This is a genomic window from Kitasatospora sp. NPDC091207, assembly GCF_044768625.1.
In the GTDB taxonomy this organism is placed as follows: domain Bacteria; phylum Actinomycetota; class Actinomycetes; order Streptomycetales; family Streptomycetaceae; genus Kitasatospora.
Genome location: NZ_JBIVVS010000017.1, coordinates 130,639 through 155,196, shown reverse-complemented (window position 1 = coordinate 155,196; position 24,558 = coordinate 130,639). Strand labels below are relative to the sequence as shown.

General features: G+C 73.6%; 19 protein-coding genes. 10 read left to right on the top strand and 9 right to left on the bottom strand.

Annotated features, from left to right (window positions below):
- Window positions 1-173 precede the first annotated feature (173 nt).
- Window positions 174-818, top strand: coding sequence for a hypothetical protein (locus ACIQTO_RS25845; protein ID WP_402392405.1), 645 nt, complete (start codon window positions 174-176; stop codon window positions 816-818).
- A gap of 94 nt (window positions 819-912) precedes the next feature.
- Here the strand turns inward: ACIQTO_RS25845 and ACIQTO_RS25840 are convergent, their stop codons facing one another.
- Together ACIQTO_RS25840 and ACIQTO_RS25835 are read right to left on the bottom strand one after the other, a co-directional pair.
- Window positions 913-1,350, bottom strand: coding sequence for a hypothetical protein (locus tag ACIQTO_RS25840; protein WP_402392403.1), 438 nt, complete (start codon window positions 1,348-1,350; stop codon window positions 913-915).
- A 316-nt stretch (window positions 1,351-1,666) separates the two neighbouring features.
- Complete coding sequence (locus tag ACIQTO_RS25835; protein WP_402392400.1) at window positions 1,667-2,614, bottom strand: GlxA family transcriptional regulator; 948 nt, start codon at window positions 2,612-2,614, stop codon at window positions 1,667-1,669.
- Between the two features lie 99 nt (window positions 2,615-2,713).
- Here ACIQTO_RS25835 and ACIQTO_RS25830 point away from each other — a divergent pair, with 99 nt between their 5' ends.
- Window positions 2,714-3,745 carry a saccharopine dehydrogenase NADP-binding domain-containing protein gene (locus ACIQTO_RS25830; protein WP_402392397.1) on the top strand — a complete coding sequence of 344 codons (1,032 nt, stop codon included), beginning with the start codon at window positions 2,714-2,716 and terminating at the stop codon, window positions 3,743-3,745.
- Window positions 3,746-3,835: 90 nt separating this feature from the next.
- On the opposite strand, the gene ACIQTO_RS25825 is transcribed toward ACIQTO_RS25830, so the two are convergent.
- Window positions 3,836-4,612 carry a DUF3592 domain-containing protein gene (locus tag ACIQTO_RS25825; protein WP_402392394.1) on the bottom strand — a complete coding sequence of 259 codons (777 nt, stop codon included), beginning with the start codon at window positions 4,610-4,612 and terminating at the stop codon, window positions 3,836-3,838.
- Window positions 4,613-4,982: 370 nt separating this feature from the next.
- Between ACIQTO_RS25825 and ACIQTO_RS25820 the strand changes: the two genes are divergently transcribed.
- Window positions 4,983-5,405 (top strand): hypothetical protein, encoded by a 423-nt coding sequence (locus ACIQTO_RS25820; protein WP_402392392.1) that lies wholly within the window; start codon window positions 4,983-4,985, stop codon window positions 5,403-5,405.
- Window positions 5,406-5,482: 77 nt separating this feature from the next.
- Here the strand turns inward: ACIQTO_RS25820 and ACIQTO_RS25815 are convergent, their stop codons facing one another.
- The gene (locus ACIQTO_RS25815; RefSeq protein ID WP_402392390.1) at window positions 5,483-6,229 is read right to left on the bottom strand and encodes a hypothetical protein; all 747 of its coding nucleotides are present in this window, start codon (window positions 6,227-6,229) and stop codon (window positions 5,483-5,485) included.
- 288 nt (window positions 6,230-6,517) lie between these two features.
- Between ACIQTO_RS25815 and ACIQTO_RS25810 the strand changes: the two genes are divergently transcribed.
- Window positions 6,518-7,039, top strand: coding sequence for a hypothetical protein (locus ACIQTO_RS25810; protein WP_402392387.1), 522 nt, complete (start codon window positions 6,518-6,520; stop codon window positions 7,037-7,039).
- Between the two features lie 188 nt (window positions 7,040-7,227).
- Here the strand turns inward: ACIQTO_RS25810 and ACIQTO_RS25805 are convergent, their stop codons facing one another.
- The 3 genes from ACIQTO_RS25805 to ACIQTO_RS25795 all read right to left on the bottom strand — a co-directional run bounded on the left by ACIQTO_RS25805 (window position 7,228) and on the right by ACIQTO_RS25795 (window position 10,280).
- Window positions 7,228-7,635, bottom strand: coding sequence for a nuclear transport factor 2 family protein (locus tag ACIQTO_RS25805; RefSeq protein WP_402392384.1), 408 nt, complete (start codon window positions 7,633-7,635; stop codon window positions 7,228-7,230).
- Window positions 7,636-8,290: 655 nt separating this feature from the next.
- On the bottom strand, window positions 8,291-8,755 hold the full coding sequence (locus ACIQTO_RS25800) for a rhodanese-like domain-containing protein (protein ID WP_402392381.1): 465 nt from the start codon (window positions 8,753-8,755) through the stop codon (window positions 8,291-8,293).
- Between the two features lie 103 nt (window positions 8,756-8,858).
- The gene (locus ACIQTO_RS25795; RefSeq protein ID WP_402392379.1) at window positions 8,859-10,280 is read right to left on the bottom strand and encodes a helix-turn-helix domain-containing protein; all 1,422 of its coding nucleotides are present in this window, start codon (window positions 10,278-10,280) and stop codon (window positions 8,859-8,861) included.
- 468 nt (window positions 10,281-10,748) lie between these two features.
- Between ACIQTO_RS25795 and ACIQTO_RS25790 the strand changes: the two genes are divergently transcribed.
- Both ACIQTO_RS25790 and ACIQTO_RS25785 read left to right on the top strand, forming a co-directional pair.
- Complete coding sequence (locus ACIQTO_RS25790; RefSeq protein ID WP_402392376.1) at window positions 10,749-13,961, top strand: M28 family peptidase; 3,213 nt, start codon at window positions 10,749-10,751, stop codon at window positions 13,959-13,961.
- A 360-nt stretch (window positions 13,962-14,321) separates the two neighbouring features.
- Window positions 14,322-15,638 (top strand): cytochrome P450, encoded by a 1,317-nt coding sequence (locus ACIQTO_RS25785; protein ID WP_402392374.1) that lies wholly within the window; start codon window positions 14,322-14,324, stop codon window positions 15,636-15,638.
- Window positions 15,639-15,721: 83 nt separating this feature from the next.
- Here ACIQTO_RS25785 and ACIQTO_RS25780 read toward each other — a convergent pair whose 3' ends face one another.
- Together ACIQTO_RS25780 and ACIQTO_RS25775 are read right to left on the bottom strand one after the other, a co-directional pair.
- Window positions 15,722-18,298 (bottom strand): discoidin domain-containing protein, encoded by a 2,577-nt coding sequence (locus ACIQTO_RS25780; RefSeq protein WP_402392372.1) that lies wholly within the window; start codon window positions 18,296-18,298, stop codon window positions 15,722-15,724.
- 357 nt (window positions 18,299-18,655) lie between these two features.
- On the bottom strand, window positions 18,656-19,912 hold the full coding sequence (locus tag ACIQTO_RS25775; protein WP_402392370.1) for an ROK family protein: 1,257 nt from the start codon (window positions 19,910-19,912) through the stop codon (window positions 18,656-18,658).
- 147 nt (window positions 19,913-20,059) lie between these two features.
- Here ACIQTO_RS25775 and ACIQTO_RS25770 point away from each other — a divergent pair, with 147 nt between their 5' ends.
- The 4 genes from ACIQTO_RS25770 (at window position 20,060) to ACIQTO_RS25755 (ending at window position 24,555) form a co-directional block, all read left to right on the top strand.
- Window positions 20,060-21,373: an ABC transporter substrate-binding protein gene (locus tag ACIQTO_RS25770; protein ID WP_402392367.1), complete on the top strand. Its 1,314-nt coding sequence runs from the start codon at window positions 20,060-20,062 to the stop codon at window positions 21,371-21,373.
- A 1-nt stretch (window position 21,374) separates the two neighbouring features.
- On the top strand, window positions 21,375-22,295 hold the full coding sequence (locus ACIQTO_RS25765; protein WP_402392365.1) for a carbohydrate ABC transporter permease: 921 nt from the start codon (window positions 21,375-21,377) through the stop codon (window positions 22,293-22,295).
- Window positions 22,292-23,134, top strand: coding sequence for a carbohydrate ABC transporter permease (locus ACIQTO_RS25760; protein ID WP_402392363.1), 843 nt, complete (start codon window positions 22,292-22,294; stop codon window positions 23,132-23,134). Before ACIQTO_RS25765 ends, ACIQTO_RS25760 begins: the two co-directional genes overlap by 4 nt.
- Before the next feature lie 80 nt (window positions 23,135-23,214).
- Window positions 23,215-24,555: a GH1 family beta-glucosidase gene (locus ACIQTO_RS25755; RefSeq protein ID WP_402392480.1), complete on the top strand. Its 1,341-nt coding sequence runs from the start codon at window positions 23,215-23,217 to the stop codon at window positions 24,553-24,555.
- Window positions 24,556-24,558: the final 3 nt, after the last annotated feature.

The window sequence follows — 24,558 nt, the reverse complement described above, 5'->3', positions numbered from 1 at the left end:
CCCGCCGTGACACCGCGGCGACCGCGTCCGCCCCGGCCCCACCACCGGGGCGGACGCGCGACGTGCCCGCCGCGGGCTGCGCGGCATCGCACCCCTGCCCTTCGACGGGTGGCCCCACGACACCGGCCCGGGGCAGCATGGGCGTTGAACTCCGCCGCACCGAAGGGGATCCGATGGAACCGGACCGGTCGCTCCACCGGCGCGCCCTCACCGTCGCGGGCTCGCTGACCGGCGCGGTGTGCGGAGCGCTGTTCTTCTGGTCCTGGGGATCACCCCTCGCCCCGCTGCCCGTCCTCCCGCTCTGGATCACCGGCGCGGCCGGCCTGCTGACGGCCGCGGCCGCCTCGTTCGGCCTGCCGGGCGGCGACCGGATCTCGCTCGGCACGGTGGCCGTCTTCCTCCTCACCCTCGCGCTCTGGCTCGGCGCGTCGGCCGCGGACCTCGCCGCCACCGGCATCCGGGACTGGGTCCGCACCCCGCGTTCGGTCACCGCCGAGGTCACCGGCTGCCGGCTGGAGGGCTCGTTCGACGCCCCCGACACCATCGGGTTCGACCATCACACCTGCGTCTACCACTGGACGTTCAACGGCGGCGAGCGCACCGAGCGACGGAGCTCCGACGCCTACCCGGACGGCCACCGCGAGCCGATGTGGATGAGCCCGCGCACCGGCGAGATCGCCGGCCACCCACTGCTCTCACTCATCGGCTACGCCGTGGCCGCCCTGGTCACCGGAACCGTCGCGGGGGTCGGCGGCTGGTTCCGCCTCCGCACGGAGATCCGGACGTTGCTCGGCCGCCCCGTCGACGAGCAGCCGTGACCGGGCCCCGCGGTCGGCCCGGCCCCGGCCCCGACTTCGGCCCCGGCCCCGGCCAGCAGGTCAGCTGATCACCGCGGTCACCAGGTCACGACGGTCAGCAGGCCACGACGGCCGAGACGGTCGCGTCCGAGGTGGGCCAACCCCACTGGTCCACGGAGAAGTTCGCGATCACCGTCGAGCCGCACGGCGCGGTGGTGGTGAAGCCGGTGACGCGCGTCCCGCCCGCCAGCACCAGGACGGTCGGGGTGACGGGGGCCAGCGGCGCGCTGCCGACGACGGTGCCGGCGACCCGGAAGCCCACCTGCTGCGGCTGCCAGGCCGGGTTGGTGGGCGTGGCCTGGCCGTAGAAGGAGACCTGGTTGCCGGTCACCTCGACACAGGCCCGCGTCAGCAGGAAGCCGGGCGCGCCCGGGGTGCCGCAGGTCACGGTGGCGCCCACCGGGCCGGGGACGGGCGCGGCGACGGCTTCCTGGGCGGTGGCGAGCGTGGCCAGGGTCGCGGCGGTGGCCAGTACGGCGGTAAGGGTCTTCACGGGGTCTCTCCCTCGGTTGTCGCCCTCGCCGCACGGCGAGGGCAATGTGCAATGTCACATCGTTCTCGCTGCATCATGGCAGTCACCCGGAATCTCGGCACCCATTTCCGTTGCCCGGAGCGCCCGTTCATCGATATCGGCCACGGGTTGACCTGATCCGCCTGTCATGATCGCTCCACCCGGCCCCGACCGCGGCCGGCTCCGGACACCCGCGACTCACCCGGGGCGCCCGTGACGCCCGGAACCGGCCCCGCCCGAGTTCCGGCGTTGCCGCCAACGCCTCTCGACCGAACGGGATGTGCGGCGCCCCGACCGGTCAGCCGGGATTCGCGCCGCGGAACGACTGCCGGTAGCTGTTGGGCGGGACGCCGACGATCCGCTTGAACTGGCGCCGCAGTGTGGTGGCCGTCCCCATCCCGGTGGCCAGGGCCACCGCCTCGACGCTCTCGTCGGTGGCTTCCAGTAACTCCTGGGCGCGGCGCACACGCTGGGTCAGCAGCCACTGGAGCGGCGTCTGCCCGAGCACCGAGCGGAACTGCCGGCCGAGATTGCGCGGGCTGGTGTTGGCCCTGCGCGCCATGTCGGTCACCGTCAGCGGCCGGTCCAGCCGCTGCTGGGCCCAGGCGAGCACGGTCGACAGCATGTGCTCACCCGACACCTGGACCGGCGTCGCCACGAACTGGGCCTGGCCGCCCGGCCGATGGGGCGACATCACCAGGCGGCGAGCGACCGAGTTGGCGATGCCGGCACCGTGATCGAGGTGGATCAGGTGCAGGCAGAGGTCCACGGCGGCCGCCTTGCCCGCAGAGGTGAGCACACTCCCGTTGTCCGTGTAGAGCACATCCGGGTCGACCACGGCCAGCGGATGGCGCGCGCTCAACTCATCGGTGTGGGCCCAGTGGGTGGTGGCCCGCCGGCCGTCCAGCAGACCCGCCGCGCCGAGGACGAACGCCCCCGTGCAGAGCGAGGCGACCCGTGCCCCCGCCGCGTGGGCCGCGCGCACGGCTTCGACCACGTCCGGCGGCGGCGGATCGTCGATGTCGGCGCACGCGGGCACGATCACCGTGTCGGCGTCCACCAGACGCTCCAGCCCGTGGTCGGGCTCGACCGTGAACGGACCGACCCGCACCGGACCGGGCCCGCAGAGCAGCACGTCGTACCACCCGTCCACGGCCTCACGCGGGGGATTGCCGAAGATCTCGTAAGCCACCGCCAGCTCGAAGTGCAGCAGATGTCCGACGGCAGGCAGCGCGACAGTGGGCATGTCCGAAACTGTACGGGTCATGTCGTTCCGGACCATCACGGGTCGACCCCCACCACCGCCAGACTGGTCATCACCAAGGCGACGAGAGCGGGGAGAACGATGAACACGACGGCTGCAGTGGTGGTCTACGGGGCGACGGGGCACACCGGTCGCTTCATCGTCGCCGAGCTGCGCAGGCGCGGCTTCACCACGATCGTCTCCGGCCGCGACGCTGCCCGGCTGGCCGCGCTGGCGGCCGAGTGGCCGGGCGTGGAGCCCCGGCCGGCCACCGTCGACGACCCGGCGTCCCTGGACCGCGCCCTCGCCGGAGCGGCGGCCGTCGTGAACGCCGCCGGACCGTTCGCGGTGACGGGCGGCCCGGTCGTCGAGGCCGCCCTGCGCGCGGGGATCCCGTACGTCGACGTCGCCGCGGAGATCGAGGCGAACGTCACGATGTTCGCCGACCACGCCGGCGCCGCCCGTGAGGCCGGCATCCCGGTGGTCCCCGCGATGGCCTTCTACGGTGGCCTGGGCGATCTGCTGACGACCGCGGTGATGGGCGAGTGGACGGCCGCGGATGTCGCGCACATCGCCTACGGGCTGGACAGCTGGCACCCCACGCCGGGGACCCGGGAGGCCGGACAGGTGTCGCACGACCGCCGCGCGGGCCGCCGGGTGAGGTTCGCGGACGGCGCGCTGCAGTACCACGACGACAAGCCGGCCGAGCAGGAGTGGCACTTCCCCGCGCCGCTGGGCCGACGAGCGGTGTTCGGGGAGTTCACGATGGCCGATGTCGTCACCCTCCCCAGCCATCTGGCCGTGCCCGAGGTCCGCACCTACATGACCGTCGAGGCGGCGGGGGACCTCGCCACGGAGGACACACCGGCGCCCGAGCCGGTCGACGACCTGGGGCGGTCGGACCAGACCTTCCTCGTCGACGTCCTGGTCACCGCGGGTGGCGTCGACCGCCGTGCCACGGCCCGGGGCCGGGACATCTACGCGATCACCGCCCCGCTGGCGGTGGAGGCCGTCGAGCGCATCCTGACCGGGCGCACGCGCACCACGGGCGTCGCCTCGGCCGGCGCGATGTTCGACGCGGCGGACTTCCTGCGGGCGCTGAGCCCGTATCTGTCGGTCGAGCTCTCGCACTGAGGTCGGCGTACTCACCCCGGCGCGCTGAGGTCGGTGCGCCGAGGTCGCGTCCTCACCCAGGGACGCTCACCGCGGCGCGCGGTGCGGGTCTCAGCCCGGAACGCTGTCAGCGGCGCCGTCCGGCGTCGCGGTCCGAGGGAGCGGCTCGGGTCGCTCCGGGGACCGGGGGTCGTACCGCAGGGCGAGCCGGTCCCCACGGCGCGGGACGTCGTAGACGGGGAACGTCTTGGTGAACGCCTCGGTGCGCTCCACGCCGTCGGCGGTGCTGTAGCGGACGGTGACGACCAGTTCGGGGCAGTCGTTGAGGACGACGCCGGTGCCCCGGAGGTCGACGACGGTGCCCTGCACCGTCACCCCGTGGCGGTCGAGGCGCTCGGCCCGCTCGGCCCGCTGTCGCTCCTCGGCGAGGATCCCGCGACGACGTCGGGCCTCGACCGGCGCCGACGAGATCGCACCCACGGCGACCAGGGCGGCCGGCCCGAGCAGCCACCCGCTCGTGGTGTCGGCACCCAGGGCGACGCCGACCAGCAGGCAGAGCAGGCCGAGGAGGGTGCCCGCGCCGATCGGGAGGTCGGAGGAGGCCGAGGTGGAGCCGTCGGCTGCCAGGGCGAAGGCCGTACCCACCAGCAGGACCGTCCCGAGGATGACCCCGAGGGGGACGGACAGGCCGGCCCACAGGTCGGCCGATTCGCAGGCCCGCTCCTGGCCGTCGCCACAGCCCCCGATCGCGATCATCCTCGCCGCGCCCCGACCGATCAGCCAGCCGTCCGACGTCAGCAGCGCCGCGCAGAGCAGCAGCACCAACAGCCGGGCCACGCCGGGCCGTCGGAGCTCGGCAGGGGCATCTGCGGTGGTCTCCCTGGTCATTCGCGGATGCTATCGACGATCCCGCCCATTGGTCTGAACCATTGCGTGGACGGCGGATGAACAGCACAGGCCGCCACACACCCGACAAAGGCACTGCGGCGCGGGGCCGAGGCCGAGCGGAGGTGAGGCCGGAGGTGAGGGCCGAGGTGAGGGCCGACCCACGCTCGGGTGCCCGTCCGCCGCCGCCCGGTCGATCCGGATCGGTCCCTCGGACCGAAGGCGGCCGCCAGCGCCGGCACCGAGCCGGACGTTGCGCCCGGACGCGTCGGCCCGGCGGGCCCGGCGCCGTCGACGGGCCCGGACGCTGTCGGTGACCGCCGTTAGCCTGCGGCGGAGAGTCGATCAGGCGGGATACGGGGAGGCCCTGGGCATGGGTGGCGATGAGTGGGCGGGCACCGGGCCGTACCGGCCGGACCTGGCGGAGGCGCTGCGCCAGGCGCAGGAGCGGGAATTGGCGAGGGACGATCACGGGTTCCCCGGCCGGGACATCGCCGACCTCTGGGGGGACGGCGACTGGCGGGAGTTCATCCTCACCGGTGGCACCGGAACGGTACTCGACTTCTACGCGCTCCTCGATCCCCGGGCCGACGACGACTTCGCCATGGTCCGGCCGCTGACCGACCGCGAGGTCCGCCGCTGGGCACCCGACGGTCGGCCGACGCGCGCCCAGTGGGAAGCGGCCGTCGGTACCGCGTCCCTCCCCTACCCCGGCCGGGGAATCGGCCACTGCACCGTCCTGTACCACGACGGCGAGCCCGCGCAGATCGGCTACTGGGGCTGCACGGCCGATTAGCCGGCCGCCCGCCGACGGTACGTGTCCGGCCCGGGGTTCGGCGGCGGGCACGAACCGGGCAGGGACCGGGGCCCTGGTCACGGGCCCGCCGGAGTACTCGGAGTGGCCGGGGTACTCGCAGCGCCGGCGGGGGTACCCGGGGCCGCCGGGAGCGGGGGCAGGTCGGCGGGCCGTACGGTGAGGTCACCCGTGACGACGGGGGCGAAGGGCGCAGGTGCCATACAGGTGCCTACCCGGCCCTCGACGACCTGACCGGCGGCGTCCGTGTCCAGGTTCGCCACGCCCCAGGAGAACCCGACCCGGTCGGGGCGGTCCGGCGAGCCGCCGTCGAGGACGCTGAAGCCCTGGCGCTTGCCGACGCTGTCGGCGGCCTCCGGGTCGGCCCGGGTGACGACGGCGCTGAACGAGGCCGTTCGGTCGCCGGTCAGCAGGCAGTCCACCGAGCCTTCGGACGTCACCGTACGGTCCAGCGCCGCGACGTGGTGCGAGATCCGCACCGTGCCGCGCGCATCGGAGGGCAGCCCCTGCGGCGCCCCCGCCACGGGACGGCTGAACGGCGCCGACTCCACCTCGAAGGTGAAGCGTATGTCGTCGTCGGGAGAGTAGGCGTAGGAGATCCGCGCCGACCCGCCCACCGCCGCCGGTGCCGCCGCTCCCGGAACGGCGGAGGCCGAGGCCCCGGTCGTGACCGCCCCCGGTGACGCGTTCCCGGCACCGGCGGCCGGCGAGGAGGACGCGCAACCGCCCACGGCGACAAGGAGCGCGGCGACGGCGATCGCCCCGGTGGTCGCCCTCACCCGGGCGGTGTTGATGATGACGGACATGCCGAACTCCCTCGTCTGGCGCGCCTGCCGGCCCAGGGCCGGGGCTTCCTCCTGCTGACGGGTCCAGCTTCTCGCCCGACCACCGGGCAGCACATGTGCTGTTCGGCAGGTTCTGAACGCCCGTCAGAGGCCGGGTACCCCTGCCGTTCGGCAGGGGTACCCGGCAGCGGCCCGGCCAGGGCCGGGGCGAGGAGGGCCGACCCCGACCCGGGCCCGGCCCCCACCCCCCGGTCCCCGACCCCCGCCACCGACCTGCCCGTCGTTCCGCGCGGCGGGCACACTGTCAGGATGCAGGAGATCCCGGGAGAGGGCGTGGCGGTGGCCGACAGGGTGTTCCACCCCGGGATCGGGGCGCTCCTCCTCGTACCGGGGCCCGACGGGCTTCGGGTCTGGACTCCGGAGCACCCGCCCGCCGGCTCCCGCTACGGGGCGCCGGTCGAGGCCAACATCCTGCTGGAGCACGGTGACGACCTCGACCAGGTGGACCTCGCCCTGGTCGCCGAGGTCCTCGGCCGGGTCGACCACTACCTGACGCTGGGGCTCGGCTTCGTGCGCGGGGCGCTGGAGGACGACCCGGGATTCTTCGGCCTCACCGCGGCGGAACTCGGCCGCTACCGCGGCCCCGGTCCCGCCGACGTCCCGCTGGAGGAGCCGCAGCTGAACTTCTACGTCGACGCCTGGCACCTGCGGTTCGCCGAGGGGCGGCTGCCGATCTGCGACCCGTACGGCCTCGCGGTCGTCTTCGACGGTCACCGACCCGTCCGGATCGAGGACTTGAGCGAGGCCGCAGACGTCGACGCCGAGAGCTGAGCCGCCCCCGGCCACCAGGCCGACGACGAGTCCGACACCGACAGCCGCACCGACACAGACACCGACGCAGACGCAGGCACCGACGCCGACGCAGACGGCGGGCACCACACCACCGAGGACCACCGGCCCCGGTGAACGCGCTCGGACGGCGTCGCCCCGACCGCGCCACCCGGCCTCCCCCGCGGGTGCTACGCCTCGCCGGCGCTCAGCGGGTAGCGCGGGACGGAGCGGCGGCGGGCGATCCGCCAGCCGTCCTCGGTCCGGACGTAGACGTCGAAGTAGTCCCCGTTGTTGACCGTCCCGTCGGACTGGATCGCCAGGTAGCGGCTGCGGCCCCGGACGGTGCCGTCCGGTTCCGCGGTGAGCACGCTGTCCAGGGTGTGCTGGTCGGGGGAGCGGTTTCCGAGGTCGCGACTGAACACCCGGATGTCCTCCAGGCCGCTGAACACCGCTCCGGTGCGGGCGAGTTCCAGCACTCCGTCGGCCGCGAAGACCTCCCCCAGCGCCTTGGTGTCGGCGTTGTCGAAGGCGTGCGAGAAGCGGGCGAGCAGTTGGCGGATCTGCTCGGCGTCGGACGGGGACAGGTCGGTGGCCATACGGTCTCCTCGGCGGGGCTGTCGGGGGGGGAGCGGGGGAAGGCAGGCGGAAGCAGAGGGAAGGCAGGAAGGAGGACGGGCGGGAAGGCGTGCCCGCCCCGGAGCCGAGGACCCGGCCGGCCGCCGTCAGCGACAGGGGCAGCCGGCGCGCCGCACCGGGCCGATGTCGAACCGGGCCGCCGGCCTGGGACCCGCGGCGCCGCGTCCACCCGTCCGCCGTGCCACGACGTTCTCCGTCCTCAGCCCACCAGGGCCACGACCGCGCCTGCGAATGACGTCATGTCAGCCGAGTCCGACCCCGGACATCCCCCTGCGGAGCAGGGGGTGCCTGCCGGCCGTCCGGACCGGCGGCCGACGTTCTCCGCCGCCCCCGAGTCTAGGAAGGCGGCGTCGATCAATCAACGCCCCGACCAGGGATTCAGCAGCCTCGAGACCTCCCGCAACCGCACGCCACAGGGCCGCAACACGGCGGCCACAAAGGCCCGGTGAGGCCGCCCCGACCACAACGACATCCCTCACCTCCCCCCGACCGCCCCACCGACCGAAAGACCGGAACGCCAGGTGAGTCCGAGCCCCGGAAGACCCGGACCCCCGGAGGACCCGAACCGCCGAGAAGGCCCGGGCGGCAGCGCCCGGGCCTTCGTCGCGATCGGGTTCAGCAGGCGCAGGAGATCCCGGAGCGGGGAGCGGTCAGGTCGTCCACGGGCCGCTGCTCGGTGCCGTGGTCGGTGTCGTAGGCGAAGCCCTCACGGGCCCAGTACTCGAAGCCGCCGAGCATCTCCTTGACCGGGTGGCCGAGCCGGGCGAAGGCGAGGGCGGCCCGGGTGGCGCCGTTGCAGCCGGGGCCCCAGCAGTAGGTGACGACGGTGGCCGAGGGGTCGATCAGCAGCGGCGCCAGCTCGGCGATCCGGGCGGTGGGGATGTGCACCGCGCCCGGGATCCGGCCCTGCGCCCAGGCCGCCTCGGCGCGGGAGTCGACCACCACCACACCGGGGACGCCGGCGGCCAGGTCGGCGTGCACGTCCGAGACGTCGGTCTCGAAGGAGAGGCGGGCGAGGAAGTGCGCGGCGGCGACGGCCGGGGCGGCGGCGGGGACGCCGAGAACGGCGCTGGGGGTCATCGGGGTGCTCCTCGACTGGTACCGGGGCCCGCCCTGTTCGGCGGTGGTTCGATCCTGGCCCGCCGGGGCCGGGGCCCACGAGTGGCGTGATCGCCCGCCTTCGTCAAGATACCGCCAGGCCTTGGGCGCCCAGCCTGGCCCGCAGCCCGAGCAGTTCGTGCCGGGCGAGGGCGGGCAGCGCGGTCGCGGCGTCGTCCAGCACCGGGGCGAGCAGGGCCACGGCGGTCTGCGGATCGTGGGCGCACAGGTGGCAGTCGGCCATCCGGATGGTGAACAGCAGCCGGGTGGTCGGCAGTTGGTCGGGCGCCAGGAGTCGCAGCGCGGTGTCGGCGGCGTCCACGGCGCGCAGTGCCAGCCGGTGGTCCCCGACGGCGGCGGAGGCGTCGCGCAGCGCGGCGGCCGCGCCCGACTCCACCCGCAGCCGCATCGAGGCGATGGAGAGCCAGGGCGCGTCCGTCTCGTCGTGCTCACCGATGTGGTCGAGGTGGAGCCGGGCGCGGGCGATGTGCCGGACCGTCGCCCGGACGTCCCCCGCCAGGGCGTGCGCCCGGGCCTGGCCGACCTGGGACATCGCGCCGGCCCAGTGCCGGCCGGGCGCGGCGCGGGCGATCTCGCGGGCGAATCCGAGCGCGGCGGCCGGGTCGCCGTCGAGCCGGGCGAGGGTGCTCATGTCGCTCAGCGCGGCGACCTGGGTGGCCGGGTCGTCGGCCAGTTCGGACCAGGTGAGGGCACGGTCGAAGCAAGCCATCGCGGTGGCGTTGCGACCGTGCTGCATCCGCAGCCCGCCGGCGGCGTGCGCGTACTCGGCGGCGAGCCGGGCGAGCGGGCGGCGGGCCCGGGTGTCGGTGGTACGGGCGAGCCGGCGCAGGATCGCCCGCAGGGTCTCCTCGACGGCGGCGGTGCCCGGCCCGGCGGGCGCCTCGCCGGCCCGCAGGTGGGCGGCGAGCAGGCCGGTGAGGGCGTGCGCGGTGTCGGCGTCCAGCGGCGGCGCGGTGTCCGGGTCGGCGGTGCAGAACGCGGCGTGCAGGACGGCCAGTTCGCCCGCCTCGGGGACGGCGCAGCCGGCCGCGCCGTGCAGCGGGCAGAGCAGCCCGTAGTCGGGGAGCCGGCGGGGCGGGCCGCCGGCGGCGAGCGGCGGCAGCGCCGGTTCGGGGGCGTCGGGGCCGCCGGGCAGCGGCGGGCGGGCCCAGCCGGCCGGGGCGGCGGGCGCGGGCGCCGCGGTGGCCCGGGCGGGCCGGTCCCACTCCCCCGCGTCGGCCTCCTCGGCCCGGAGGCAGGCGGTGCGCAGTTCGCCGCCGGCGTCGAGCAGGCCGTCCAGCCGCTCGGCGATCCGCGGGGTGGTGCGGCGGGCACCGTGTTCGAGCTTGCTGACGGCGGTGTGGTCGTAGCCGATCTCGGCGCCGAGCTGGGCCTGGGTGAGGCCGGCCCGCCGGCGCCAGTGCCGCAGGCGGGCGCCGAAGGCCCGCCAGAGCGAGTCGGCCGACGGCGGACCGACGGTCGGTACGTCGGCGTGGTTCCGCTGCACGGGGCTGCCCTCCCGAGTCGGTCCGATGGCGAGTCGGTCCGGTGGCACGTCGGTCCGGTGGCGCGTCGGTTCCGGCGGACCGGCCCGAGCGCACCGACTCCGGCAGACCGGCCCGAGCGGACCGACTCCGGCGCACCGACCCAAGCGCACCGACCCAAGCGGACCGGCTCCGGCGAACCGGCTCCGGTCCTTCCGATGAACAGGACGGTACTGGACCGACCGCGGTCCGTACATGAGGTGGTCTCAACCTCTTGGTCTCAACCTCTCCACAAAACCCGCAGCTTGACAGAACTTGCCAACCGCACGAATGCCATGCCGGACCCGTTGACCGTGGCATGACGGCGTGTGAGGGTTCCGGCACCCGAACGCGGACGCCCGCAGCGGCCGTCCCCCGATGCGGCCCCGCGGTGAGCGCCAGACAGGCACGTCGTCCGCGGTCGAGCACCCCCACGTTCGAGGAGCCCCGGAATGAAACGCAGATTACTGACGGCGGGAACCACCCTGACCGTCCTGGCCGGCATGCTCACCGCCACCGCGGTCGGGCAGGCCGCCGCCGAGCCGGGCCCGGCCGTGAGCGCGCCGCCCAGCGCGCTGGCCGCCGCCGTCTCCGCCGCCGACCAGGCGGCCGCGGCGGGCCTGGACGCCCTGGCCAAGGGCCCGGGCGAGACCTATGAGCGCCAGTCCGTCACCCCGTGGCTCGGCGGCCTCTACTCCGTCGCCTACGAGCGCACCTACCGGGGCCTGCCGGTGGTCGGCGGCGACGCCGTCGTGATAGCCGACGGCCAGGGCAAGGTCCGCGGCCTGCAGTCCGCGGCCACCGGGCCGGTCGGCGGGACGGCCGTCGCGCCGCTGGCCACCGCACCGCTGGTCAGCGCCGCCGACGCGGAGAAGACCGCGCGCGCCGAGCTGGCCGCCGTGGACGGGGTCGACACCCGCCGCCTGGTGGTCAAGGTCCAGGACGGCACCGGGCGGCTCGCCTGGGAGACCGTGGTCAACGGCCGGACCGCCGCGGCGCCGAGCCGGCTGCACGTCTTCGTCGACGCCCGCAGCGGTGCGGTGATCGACAGCTACGACGACGTCAAGGCCGGTACCGCCAACAGCAAGTGGAACGGCCCGGCGCCGGTCACCATCAGCACCACCGCCTCGGGCGGCACGTACTCGCTGCGCGACCCGAGCCGGTCCGGGCTGAGCTGTGCGGACTACAGCTCCGGCCAGGTGTTCTCCAAGTCGAGCGACTCCTGGGGCACCGGCAACCCGACCAGCAAGGAGACCGGCTGCGCCGACGTGATGTTCGCGGCGCAGAAGGAATGGGACATGCTCCGCGACTGGTTGGGCCGCAGCGGCCACAACGGCAACGGCGGCAGCTGGCCGGTCAAGGTGGGCCTGAACGACGTCAACGCCTACTGGGACGGCTCCTCCGTCTCGATCGGCCACAACAACGCCAACGAGTGGATCGCCTCGATCGACGTGGTCGGCCACGAGTTCGGCCACGGCATCGACCAGTACACGCCGGGCGGCGCCAACAACGAGAACGGCCTCGGCGAGGCCACCGGCGACATCTTCGGCGCACTCACCGAGGCGTACGCCAACGAGCCGTCCCCGTACGACAACCCCGACTACACCGTCGGCGAGATGATCAACCTGGTCGGCAGCGGGCCGATCCGGAACATGTACAACCCCTCGCTGGTCAGCAACAACCCGAACTGCTACTCGGCGTCGATCCCGAGCACCGAGGTGCACGCCGCGGCCGGTCCGCTGAACCACTGGTTCTACCTGCTCGCCGAGGGCTCCAACCCTGGCGGCGGCAAGCCCACCAGCCCCACCTGCAACAACTCCACGGTGACCGGCGTCGGCATCAAGGACGCCGGCCGGATCTTCTACGGCGGCATGCTGCTCAAGACCAGCGGCATGACGCACAAGAAGTACCGGGTGGCCACCCTGACCGCCGCCAAGAGCCTCGACCCCACCTGCGCCCTGTACACCCGCACCAAGGCGGCCTGGGACGCGATCAGCGTCACCGCCCAGACCGGTGAGCCCACCTGCGCGCCGACCGGGAACAACGACTACTCGCTGGCCCTCAGCCCGGCGTCCGGCTCCGTGCAGCCCGGCTCCTCCACCACCGCCACGGTGAGCACCGCGGTCACCTCGGGCACCGCCCAGACCGTCAACCTGGCCGTCTCCGGCGCCCCGGCCGGCGTCACCGCCTCGGTGAGCCCGGCCTCGGTGCAGGCCGGCTCCTCCGCGACGCTGAACGTGTCGACCACCGCCGCCGCCACGGCCGGGACGTACGTCCTGACCGTGACCGGCACCGGCTCCGCCACGCACACCGCGCAGTACACGCTGACCGTCGGGGGCGGCAACCCCAACCCGACCGTGCCCGACATCAGCGTCGCCAACGTGCAGGCGCACCTGGCCCAGCTGAACACCATCGCCACCCAGAACGGCGGCAACCGGCGGGCCGGCACCGCCGGCCACAGCCAGTCGCTCGCCTACATCAAGGGCAAGCTGCAGGCCGCCGGCTACACCGTCAGCGAGCAGACCTGCACCTCCTGCACCTACAGCTCCAACAACCTGATCGCGGACTGGCCGGGCGGCCCGGCCGACCAGGTCACCATGTTCGGCGCCCACCTGGACAGCGTCGCCGCCGGCCCGGGCATCAACGACAACGGCTCGGGCTCCGCCGTCCTGCTGGAGAACGCGCTGACGCTCGCCCAGCAGAACCCCACCCTGACCCGGCACGTCCGGTTCGCCTGGTGGACGGGTGAGGAGCAGGGCCTGCAGGGCTCGCAGTACTACGTCAACCAGCTGGGCTCGACCCAGCGCAGCGCCATCAAGGGCTACTACAACTTCGACATGGTCGGCTCGCCCAACGCCGGCTACTTCATCAACAACATCGGCTCCGCCGCCTCCGCCCCGATGAAGGCCTACTGGGACTCCCTGGGCGTCCAGCCCGAGGAGAACGTCGAGGGCCAGGGCCGTTCGGACGACTACTCCTTCCAGCAGGGCGGTATCCCGACCTCCGGCTACGCGGCGGGCGCCAGCGCCGTCAAGACCGCCGCCCAGGCGGCCAAGTGGGGCGGCACCGCCAACCGGGCCTACGACTCCTGCTACCACCAGGCGTGCGACACCACGAGCAACATCAACGCCACCGCGCTGGACCGCAGCGCCGACGGCGTCGCGTACACCCTGTGGAAGACCTCGGTCGGCACCGGCCCGATCCCGACCAACGACTTCTCGGTCGCGGTGAGCCCGACCACCGGCAACGCCCTCCCGGGCGGCACCACCAGTGCCACGGTGAGCACGGCCACCACCGCCGGCTCCGCCCAGACGGTGAACCTCACCGCCTCGGGCGCTCCCAGCGGGGTCACCGCCTCGGTCAGCCCGTCCTCGGTGCAGTCCGGCTCCTCCGCGACGCTGAACGTCTCGGTCGGGTCCTCGGTCCCGGCCGGCACCTACACCATCACCGTGACCGGCACCGGCTCGGTCGCCCACGGCACGACCTACTCGCTGGTGGTCGGCACCGACCCGGGCAACCCGGGCGGTACCTGGACGCCGGGCACCACCTACCAGGCCGGTGACGTGGTCACCTGGAACGGCGTCAGCTACCGCTGCATCCAGGGCCACACCGCCCAGGTGGGCTGGGAGCCCAACATCGTCCCGGCCCTCTGGCAGCAGATCTGATCTGATCCGACCTGTTCTGATCCGACCTGTTCTGATCTGATCCGATCTGATCCGGAGATCTACGGGACCAGGCCGGGCCGCGGTTCGTCGAGGGGGACGAGCCGCGGCCCGGCCGCCTGTACGGCGGGGGTCACCGGGGGCACGACGGGGTGCCACCCCGGTCGGCACCCTGCCGTCGTCGCGGGCCCCGGCGGTGCGGCCGGGTCCCGCGACACGCTCCGCTCCGGGCGAGTGGCCGGGCCTCTCGGCCGCTCGCCCGAACCGGCCCACGGTAATGGTGCGCTGACGTACAGTCAGCCGGGCGGGACGCGCAGTCCGCGCCCGCCCAGCAGTCGACCGCGCCGGCAGAGGAGAAACGCCGTGGCCACCGAAGCCCACCCCGTCCCCGTCCCCCCGACCGCCGACGGGGCGGCCCGGCCCGTCCCCGAGCTGCCGGCCGAGGCCGTCGCCCAGTGGCGGGCCGAGCGGTCCGAGCTGGTCGAGCTGCTCACCGTGGCGCGGCAACGGCTCGGCGGTGTCGCGGCGTTCCGGCTCGGGCCGCACCCCACCGTCCTGGTCACCGACCCGGACGCCGTCCAGCATGTGCTCGGGCGCCACCCGGACCGCTACGTCAAGCGCTCCCACCGGGCCCGGATGCTGGCGGGCGAGGGCGTCCTCTCCGCCACCGGGGAGGCCTGGAAGCGCCAACGGCGGATCCTGCAGTCCCAGTTCACCGGACCGGGGATGCGCCGCTACGAGCGGCGGATCGCCGATGCCGCCCGCCGCACCGCCGACCGATGGGCCGGGTACGCCCGCACCGGCGAGCAGCTGGACGTCGGCGAGGAGATGCGGCACTTCGCCCTCGACACCATCTGGCGCGCCCTGACCGGCCGCCCGCTGGACGACCGCACCGACCGCGAACTGGCCTCGGTGGCCCGGGTGGTGGCCGCGTTGCCGACACTGCCGGCGGACGGCGCGGACGCCCGGGACGCGGTCGCCGACGACCTGGCCCGGATCGACGCCGTCGCGCACGCCGCGATCGACGCCGCCCGCCGCGACCCGGCGGGGGACGGCCTGCTACGGGTGCTGATCGACGCCGCCGACGAGCACCCCGAGTACACCGACCGGCTGATCCGGGACGAGCTGGTGACCTTGCTGGTGGCCGGGCACGAGACCACCGCCACCACGCTGACCTGGCTCTTCCTCCTGCTGGACGGCAACCCCGAGGCCCGCACCCGGGCACTGGCGGCCGGTCCCGAGGGCTCGGCCGAGCGGCGCGAGGCGGTGCAGGCGCTGGTCCACGAGACGCTGCGGCTCTACCCGTCGGCCTGGATCCTGCCCCGGCACGCGCCGGCCACCGACACCCTGGCGGGCCACCGGATCGAGGCCGGCACGGATCTGCTGGTCTGCCCCTACCTGACCCACCGTGACCCGGAGTTGTGGCCCGACCCCGAGCGTTTCGACCCCGCCCGGTTCACCTCCCCCGGCCGCAAGCCCGCCCACCTGGGCGCCTACTACCCCTTCGGGCTCGGCGCCCGGGCCTGCCTCGGCACGCAGTTCGCCCTGCGGGAGACCACCGCCCTGCTGGACCTCCTGCTGGAGTACACCCCGCGCTTCCTCAGCACCCCCACCGGCTCCGCCTACGGCATCACCGTCCGGCCCGACGGACCGACCCCGGCCACGCTCGCGGGAGCGTGACCGGGGCGGCGACCCTCCTCCGGGGCGCCTCGGGGGCCGCGTGCCCGGGGGGCTTCCTCGCGAAGCCCCCCGAGCGCCGCGGGTCAGGGGTAGGCGACCACGGTGGACGGGGTGGTGGCGGTGCCGGAGGTCGCGCCGCCGGTGCCGTTGATCACGTGCTCGTACTGGCCGTTGCCGCCCAGCGAGACCACCAGCAGGTCGTGGAACCTCACCCCGGGCCGCACCGGCGCCTCGAACCCGTGGTCGATCCGGATGGTCGGGTCCACGTTGAAGTAGCAGTAGCTGCCGAGGCCCCACCCCTCGTGGGCGGTCACGCCGTCGTCGACCTTGTAGGCGGCGAAGCCCTTGGTGGCGCCGTTCTGCACGGCGGCCTGGTTCGGCGCGTCGTACGCCTTCTCGTTCTGGAAGAAGATCGTCCGGCCGCGCTCCCCGGACCACTCGACGTCGTACTTCTTGAAGTGCTCGACGAACAGGCCGGTGGCGAGCACGTCGTCCCCGCGCACCAGCAGGCCGTAGTCGGCGGGGTTGGTGGTCCAGCCGACGCCGGCGCCGTGGTCGGCGCGCCAGATCCAGGTGTGGTCGACGATCACGTCGTCACTGTTGACCACGATGCCGGCCGTCGCGGAACCCGGTCCGGCGCCGCCGACGCGGATGAACACGTCCTGCAGGGTGGTCGGGTCGGCCGCGTGGTCGGCGGCGGCGCCGTCCTGGCCGATCTGCACGAGGACGGGCGAGTTGACCGGTCCGGCGTCCACCAGCAGGCCGGCCAGCCGCACGCCGTCGACGTCGGCCACCTTGATCGCCGTCACCCCGTTGTCCGGTACGACGGTGGCCAGACCGAGGCCGAGCACCACGGTGCCGGGCCGGTTGACCTCGATCGGCCGGTCGACGTGGTAGACGCCGGGGGTGAAGAGCAGGTCGAGCCCCTGGGCCAGCGCGGCGTTGATGGTCGCCGCGGTGGCTCCCGGCCTGACCACGTAGAACTGGCTGAGCGGTCGCGAACCACCCTGCGGGGTACCGTCCCAGGAGACGCCCCGGGCGTCGGTCCGCTTGGCCGGGACGAACACCTTGTAGTCGTTGCCGTCCAGGTAGAGGAACGGCTTCTCGCGGGAGACCGGCGTGCTGTCGAGGGTGGTGTAGGGCGGGTTGGGGAAGCCCTGCGCCGGGGCGCCCTGAACGCCGGAGAACACCTGGTTCCAGACGCCGTTGGAGAAGCCGCCGATCGCGCTGTCCCGGGTGTACCACTGCTGCTGCGAGTAGTTGCCGACGGCGCCGTCGATCCGGCTGTCCGCGATGTAGCCTCCGCTGGCCCAACCGTAGCCGTCGGGTGACAGGTTGAGGCCGCCCTTGACGTGCATCCGGCGGAACGGGGCGGCCTGGGCGACGGCCCAGCGGTCGGTGCCGTTGACCGGGTTGAGCGCGAGGTTCTCGGCGGAGCGCCAGAAGTTCTGCGTCGCGTTGCCGTTGAACCAGCCGGCGTCCACGGTGACGTCGCCGTTGATGGTGGTGTCGTCCGGCTTCAGGCCGAGGCCGGCGATCGAGGTGTAGAAGCCGAGTTGGGCGTTGAGGTTGCTGTAGGTGCCCGGCTTGAAGAGCAGCGCGTAGCGCTCGCTGCCGAACTGGTTGGACTCCTGCTGGGCGAAGACCGCGTCGACCTTGGCCTGGATGCCCGGCGTGGCGGGGTCGAAGACCAGGACGTTGGGGCCCAGGTCGCCGCCGCCCTGCACCGGCGGCACGGTGGGGCCGTCGGTGGTGTTGACCTGGAACTCCCAGAGCGAGTAGCCGTATCCGGTGCCGCGGGCCAGGCCGTTCATCCGGACGTAGCGGCCGCTGCCGGAGACGGCGAGCGCCTCGGTGCCGCCGGTACCGGTGGTGGTGGCGTAGGCCGTCCGCCAGGAGGCCCCGTCGTCCGAGGTCTGGATCTGGTACGAACGCCCGTACGCGGCCTCCCAGTTCAACACCACACGGCAGAGCTGCCGGACCGCGCCGAGGTCGACCTGGAGCCACTGCTGGTCGCTCGGCGCCGAGGACCAGCGGGTGCCGGTGGAGCCGTCCACGGCGTTGCCGGCCGCCGTGCCGCCGTTCTCCGCGGACGAGGCGGTGGCGGGCCGGCCCTGGGCGGCGTTGGCGGTGCCGCAGTCGGTGCCGCCCGGCGTGAAACCGCCGTAGACCTGGAACTCCCAGAGCGAGTAGCCGTATCCGGTGCCGCGGGCCAGGCCGTTCATCCGGACGTAGCGGCCGCTGCCGGAGACGGCGAGCGTCTCGGTGCCGCCGGTACCGCCGGTGGTGGCGTAGGCCGTCCGCCAGGAGACCCCGTCGTCCGAGGTCTGGATCTGGTACGAACGCCCGTACGCGGCCTCCCAGGTGAGCACCACCTTGGTGATCGCGGCGGTGGCCCCGAGGTCGACCTGGAGCCACTGCTGGTCGCTCGCCGCGGACGACCAGCGGGTGCCGGTGGAGCCGTCCACGGCGTAGGCGGCCGGGGTCGCGCCGTTCTCGGTGGACGAGGCGGTGACCGCCCGGCCCTGGGAGATCAGGGCGTCGGCGGCGTCGACGGCACGGGCGGCCGGCGCGGGCAGCGCCAGGACGGCGCCCGAGAGCAGGGCCAGGCCGACCAGTGCGGCCGGGGCCCTGCGGGGGCGTGCTGAAGCGAGCCTCATGGGCTTCTCCTGCGGGTGGGGGTGGGTGGGGTGGGCGGGGGCGCGCCGCTGCCCGCACCCGGTGCGGCGCGGGTACCGGGTGGTGGGGAACGACAGGGCGGCCCGGCGGTCGGCGGTCGGCCCGCCGGGCCCGGTGGTGGCCGTGCTCGGCGGCCGGCCGGGCCCGGGCAGCGTGAGCCGCCGGAGTGGCCGGTCGCCGGGGGTCCGACAGAGCGCCACCGACCCGCCGTCCGGGCTCGGGGAGCGCCCCCGACCGGGAGTCTCGGGGCTGCCGATCGGGGGTGTCAACCCTTCGCGCCGACTTTCCTCACACCGTGAACTAGCTTGTGCGGCAACGAATCGGCCAAAGGCGCCAGGTCAGGCGGAGGTGGCCCGCACCTCCCGCACCGGCGGTTCGGCCCGCCGCGGGAACTCTCCCCCGGAGTCCAGGAAGTCGGTCAGCGGCAGTGTCGCCGCGCCGACCGTGACCGCCTCCGGCCCCAGCGTCCCGAGCACGATCGACGTCTGCTCACGGGGGAAGCGCAGCGCGTAGTCGGTGGCCGCCGCGCGGATCGCGGGCAGCAGCCGCGGGCCCAGCAGCAGACCCGCCCAGCCGCCGATCACGATCCGCTCCGGATTGAACAGGTTGACCAGGTCCGCGATGGCGGCGCCGAGGTACTCCGCCGCCTCGGCCAGCAGCGCGGTGGCCGCCGGCTCGCCCGCCTCGGCGGCCGCCAGCAGCGCGGCCAGCCCCGCCTTCTCGCCGCCGTCGGGCGACGCCGCGCCCCACCGCTCCACCAGCGCCTCGGCCCCGACGTACGCCTCCAGGCAGCCGCGCGCGCCGCACCGGCAGCGTCGGCCGCCGACATGGACCTTGGTGTGCCCCCACTCCCCCGCGCTGCTGGTGGCCCCGCGGAAGCGGACCCCGTCGGCGATCACGCAGGCCCCGACCCCGGAGCCGAACAGGGCGATCACCGCGTGCTGGACGCCGCGCCCCGCGCCGAACCACATCTCGGCCTGGCCGAGCGTCTTGGCGCCGTTGTCGATGAACAGCGGCAGGTCGGTACCGGCCCGCAGCAGCCGTCCGAGCGGGACGGCGTCCCACCCCACGGTCTGGCTGTGCACGACGATCCCGAGGCCGTCGGAGGCCGGGTCGCCCTGGTCGACGATGCCCGGGACGCCGATGCCGACGCCGAGCACGGTGGCCGGGTCGGTACCGGTGCGTGCCAGCACCTCGGCCAGTCCGGCCAGGATCAGCTCCACCACGTGGTCCACGTCGTGGCCGCAGTCGGAGAGCGGCCGGTCACTGGCGGCCAGCTCGGTCCGGGCCAGGTCGAACAGGGCGACCCGGACCTGGGTCTCCCCGACGTCCACGCCGACCAGCCGGCCCCGTCCGGCGGCGACCTGGAGCAGGATCCGGGGCCGGCCGCCGTCCGACTCCACCGAGCCGCACTCCTCGATCAGCCCGTCGGCGAGCAGCTCGCCGGTCACATTGCTGATCGACCCGGCGCTGAGCGCGGTGACCGCGCCCAGCTCCTGCCGGCTGAGCGGCCCGTCGAAGTACAGCCGCCGCAGCAGTGCCGACCGACTGCCTCTGCGCAGGTCACGCACCGTCTTCTTGCCTCGCACGGTCATGGCATCTCCCTCCTGATCCGAATCTATCGCTGTCCGAACCCTTGACGGAAGCTTTTCTCACACGTTAAATCACGGCCTGAAGTAAGCCGCGCATCAAGGCACTTCACCACGAAGCCCGCCCACCCCGCCCGAGAGGGGCAATCGGTCATGCCCATCAGCCGAGCCGCTGCGGCCACCGCCCTGGTCGCCACCCTGGTCCTCACCGCCACCGCCTGCGGCGGCGGTTCCGCGTCCGGCGGCGGAGACAACAGCAGCCCCGGCACGCTCACCTACTGGGCCTCCAACCAGGGCACCAGTCTGGAGAACGACCGCCAGGTCCTGGAGCCGGAACTGAGAAAGTTCGAGCAGCGGACCGGGATCAAGGTGAAGCTGGAGGTCATCCCCTGGGCCGACCTGCTCAACCGGATCCTCGCCGCCACCAGCTCCGGCCAGGGCCCCGACGTGCTGAACATCGGCAACACCTGGTCCGCCTCGCTCCAGGCCACCGGCGCACTGCTCCCGTTCGACGCGGCCGCCCTCGCGAAGATCGGCGGCAAGGAGCGGTTCCTGCCCGCCGCCCTCGCCTCGGCCGGCGCGCCCGGCCAGGACCCGGCCGCCGTCCCGCTCTACTCGATGGCCTACGGCCTGTACTACAACAAGAAGCTCTTCGCCGAGGCCGGCATCGACAAGCCCCCGGCCACCTGGGAGGACCTGGTCGCCGACGGGAAGAAGATCACCACCGGCGGCCGCTACGGCCTCGCCCTGGAGGGCGGCAACGTCTCCGAGAACGTCCACCACGCCTTCGTCCTCGCCAAGCAGCAGGGCACCGACTTCTTCGACGCCGCCGGCAAGCCCGCCTTCGACAGCCCGGGCACCGTCGCCGCCGTCAAGAGCTACGTCGGCCTGCTCGGCACCGAGAAGATCACCGCCCCCGGCAACGCCGAGTACGCCAACAACCAGTCCGTCACCGACTTCGCCACCGGCAAGGCCGCGATGCTGATGTGGCAGGCCGCCGGCGTCAACCTGAAGTCGCACGGCATGAACCCCGAGGACTACGGCGTCGCCCCCGTACCCGCCCCGGCCGGCGCCACCGGCGAACGCGCCACCACCTCGATGGTCGCCGGCATCAACCTCGCCGTCTTCAAGAACACCAGGAACACCGACGGTGCCCTCTCCTTCGTCACGTTCATGACCGGCACCGAGGAGCAGACCCAGCTCAACCGGACCTACGGCTCGATCCCGCCGGTCAAGGACGCCCAGGCCGACCCGGCCTTCGCCACCCCCGAGCTCAAGGCCCTCACCGAGGTCCTCGCCACCAGCGCCGAGCCCCTCCCGCAGGTCGCGAACGAGAGCCAGTTCGAGACCCTGGTCGGCACCGCCGTGAAGAACCTGCTCGCCGCGGCCGCCGCCGGCAAGGCCCCCACCGACGAATCCGTCAAGTCCGAACTCACCAAGGCCCAGCAGCAGATGCCGGCCAACTGAGGTGATCCGCAAGCGCTTCTCCCCCCGTCGCGGCACGCTGCCCTACCTGCTGCTGCTCCCCGCCCTCGTCCTCGAACTGCTCATCCACCTGGTGCCGATGGTGGTCGGCATCGTGATGAGCTTCAAACAGCTCACCCAGTTCTTCCTCCGCGACTGGACCGCCGCCCCCTGGGCCGGTCTCGCCAACTACCGGATGGCGGTGGACTTCCACGCCCCCGTCGGCCGGGCCCTGCTGCACTCCTTCTGGGTCACCTGCGCCTTCACCGTCCTCGCCGTCGGCCTCTCCTGGCTGCTCGGCACCGTCGCCGCGATCATGATGCAGGACACCTTCCGCGGCCGCGGCCTGCTGCGCGCCCTGTTCCTGCTCCCGTACGCGCTGCCGGTCTACGCCGCCGTCATCACCTGGTCGTTCATGTTCCAACGGGACACCGGCCTGATCAACCACCTGCTCCACGACCAGCTCCACCTCGTCGACGACAAACCGTTCTGGCTGCTCGGCGACAACAGCTTCACCGCCCTGGTCACCGTCTCGGTCTGGCGCAGCTGGCCGTTCGCCTTCCTCACCCTCACCGCGGGCCTGCAGAACATCCCGCGCGAGCTGTACGAGGCGTCCGCGCTGGACGGCGCCGGCGTCTGGCAGCAGATCCGCCGGATCACCCTGCCCTCGCTGCGCCCGGTCAACCTGGTGCTCGTGCTGGTGCTGTTCCTCTGGACCTTCAACGACTTCAACACGCCGTACATCCTGTTCGGCCGGTCCGCCCCGGAGGCCGCGGACCTCGTCTCCGTCCACATCTACCAGTCCTCCTTCGTCACCTGGAACTTCGGCGCCGGCTCCGCGATGTCCGTGCTCCTGCTGCTCTTCCTGCTGCTGGTGACCTCCGGCTACCTGCTGCTCACCTCGCGCCGAAGGGATGCCCGATGATCGACCCGCCCGCGTCCTTCCGCCGGCTGCGCCTGGTCGTCCTGACCGCGCTCGGCCTCTTCGCCGCCGCACCCGTCCTGGTGATGCTCAGCAGCTCGCTGAAGCCCCTGCAGGACGTCCAGGGGCCGTTCCGGTGGATCCCCAGCACCGTCACCCTCCGGCCCTACCTGGACATCTGGCACACCATCCCGCTCGGGCGGTACCTGCTCAACTCGCTGATCGTGGCCGGCGGCGCCACCGTGCTCTCGGTCCTGGTCGCGATCCTGGCCGCCTACGCGGTGAGCCGCTACCGCTTCCGCGGCCGCCGGATGTTCACCGTCACGGTGCTCTCCACCCAGATGTTCCCCGGCATCCTGTTCCTGCTGCCGCTCTTCCTGATCTTCGTCAACGTCGGCAACGCGACCGGCGTGGCGCTGTACGGCAGCCGGGGCGGCCTGATCCTGACCTACCTGACCTTCTCGCTGCCGTTCTCGATCTGGATGCTGGTCGGCTACTTCGACTCCATCCCCCGCGACCTCGACGAGGCCGCCCTGGTCGACGGCTGCGGACCGCTCCAGGCGCTGCTGCGGATCATCGTCCCGGCGGCGGTGCCCGGCATCGTCGCGGTCGCGGTGTACGCCTTCATGACCGCCTGGGGCGAGGTGCTCTTCGCCTCCGTGCTCACCAACGACGAGACCCGCACGCTGGCGGTCGGCCTCCGGGGCTACGCCACCCTCAGCGACGTGTACTGGAACCAGGTGATGGCCGCCTCACTGGTGGTCAGCGTGCCGGTGGTCGTCGGCTTCCTGCTGCTCCAGCGCTACCTGGTCGCCGGGCTCACCGCGGGAGCCGTCAAGTGACCCACCCGCCGGGGCCGCCCGCCCCTCCCCTCCTGCCGAGCCCGCCCGTCGAACTGATCGAACTGATCGAAAGGCCCGCCGTGAACGACCTCAGCGCCCTCCCCGACGACTTCCTCTGGGGCGCGGCCACCGCCGCCTACCAGATCGAGGGGGCGGTGGACGCCGACGGCCGCGCGCCCTCCATCTGGGACACCTTCTCGCACACCCCCGGCAAGGTGGCCGGTGGTGACACCGGCGACACCGCCTGCGACCACTACCGGCGCTGGCCCGAGGACGTCACGCTGATGAAGCGGCTCGGCCTCGACGCCTACCGGTTCTCGATCGCCTGGCCCCGGGTGGTCCCGCTCGCCGACGACCGGGTCAACCCGGCCGGCCTCGACTTCTACGACCGCCTCGTCGACGGCCTGCTGGCCGCCGGCATCACGCCCTTCCCGACCCTCTACCACTGGGACCTCCCCCAGGCGCAGCAGGACCGCGGCGGCTGGCCCGTCCGCGAGACCGCCGAACGCTTCGCCGAGTACACCGCCGTCGTCGCCGCCCGGCTCGGCGACCGGGTCACCGACTGGGCCACCCTCAACGAACCGCTCTGCTCGGCCTGGATCGGCCACCTGGACGGGGTGATGGCTCCGGGCCTGACCGACCTCACCGCCGCCGTCCACGCCTCCTACCACCTGCACCTCGCCCACGGCCTGGCCGTCCAGGTACTGCGCGAGAGCGTCGCGGGAGCCCGGATCGGCATCGTCAACAACCTGAGCCCGGTAACGCCCGCCTCCGGCTCCGAGGCCGACCGGGCCGCCGCCGTCCGCGCCGACGGCCACATCAACCGCTGGTGGCTCGACCCCGTCCTCGGCCGCGGCTACCCCGAGGACATGCTGGCCGCCTACGGCGTGGACCTGCCCGTGCGCGACGGCGACCTCGACCTCATCGGGGCACCGCTCGACTGGCTCGGCCTGAACTACTACTTCCGCCAGGTCGTCGCCGACGACCCGACCGGCCCCGCCCCGCACTTCCGCCAGCTGCCCGGCCCGAACCCCGAGCGCACGGCCATGCCGTGGGAGGTGCACGCCCCCGGGCTGGAGGAGCTGCTGCTGCGCCTCACCCGCGAGTACGGCGCCCGGCGGATCTACGTCACCGAGAACGGCTCCGCCTACCGCGACACCGTCGCCCCCGACGGCACCGTCCACGACCCCGAGCGCGCCGCCTACCTGGAGCAGCACCTGGGCGCCTGCGCCCGCGCCGCCGCCCAGGGCGCTCCGCTGGCCGGGTACTTCGCCTGGTCGCTGCTGGACAACTTCGAGTGGGCGTACGGCTACGACAAGCGCTTCGGCCTCGTCCACGTCGACTACGCCACCCAGCGCCGGACGGTCAAGACCAGCGGCCGGCGCTACGCCGACCTGATCACCGCCCACCGGGGACGGTGAACC

What these genes read in the sequence shown, in the direction of transcription:
- ACIQTO_RS25845 (WP_402392405.1), top strand. Translation starts at nt 174, where the DNA reads ATGGAACCGGACCGGTCGCTCCACCGGCGCGCCCTCACCGTCGCGGGC.
- ACIQTO_RS25835 (WP_402392400.1), bottom strand. Translation starts at nt 2,614, where the DNA reads ATGCCCACTGTCGCGCTGCCTGCCGTCGGACATCTGCTGCACTTCGAG.
- ACIQTO_RS25830 (WP_402392397.1), top strand. Translation starts at nt 2,714, where the DNA reads ATGAACACGACGGCTGCAGTGGTGGTCTACGGGGCGACGGGGCACACC.
- ACIQTO_RS25825 (WP_402392394.1), bottom strand. Translation starts at nt 4,612, where the DNA reads ATGACCAGGGAGACCACCGCAGATGCCCCTGCCGAGCTCCGACGGCCC.
- ACIQTO_RS25820 (WP_402392392.1), top strand. Translation starts at nt 4,983, where the DNA reads ATGGGTGGCGATGAGTGGGCGGGCACCGGGCCGTACCGGCCGGACCTG.
- ACIQTO_RS25815 (WP_402392390.1), bottom strand. Translation starts at nt 6,229, where the DNA reads ATGTCCGTCATCATCAACACCGCCCGGGTGAGGGCGACCACCGGGGCG.
- ACIQTO_RS25810 (WP_402392387.1), top strand. Translation starts at nt 6,518, where the DNA reads ATGCAGGAGATCCCGGGAGAGGGCGTGGCGGTGGCCGACAGGGTGTTC.
- ACIQTO_RS25805 (WP_402392384.1), bottom strand. Translation starts at nt 7,635, where the DNA reads ATGGCCACCGACCTGTCCCCGTCCGACGCCGAGCAGATCCGCCAACTG.
- ACIQTO_RS25800 (WP_402392381.1), bottom strand. Translation starts at nt 8,755, where the DNA reads ATGACCCCCAGCGCCGTTCTCGGCGTCCCCGCCGCCGCCCCGGCCGTC.
- ACIQTO_RS25790 (WP_402392376.1), top strand. Translation starts at nt 10,749, where the DNA reads ATGAAACGCAGATTACTGACGGCGGGAACCACCCTGACCGTCCTGGCC.
- ACIQTO_RS25780 (WP_402392372.1), bottom strand. Translation starts at nt 18,298, where the DNA reads ATGAGGCTCGCTTCAGCACGCCCCCGCAGGGCCCCGGCCGCACTGGTC.
- ACIQTO_RS25775 (WP_402392370.1), bottom strand. Translation starts at nt 19,912, where the DNA reads ATGACCGTGCGAGGCAAGAAGACGGTGCGTGACCTGCGCAGAGGCAGT.
- ACIQTO_RS25770 (WP_402392367.1), top strand. Translation starts at nt 20,060, where the DNA reads ATGCCCATCAGCCGAGCCGCTGCGGCCACCGCCCTGGTCGCCACCCTG.
- ACIQTO_RS25760 (WP_402392363.1), top strand. Translation starts at nt 22,292, where the DNA reads ATGATCGACCCGCCCGCGTCCTTCCGCCGGCTGCGCCTGGTCGTCCTG.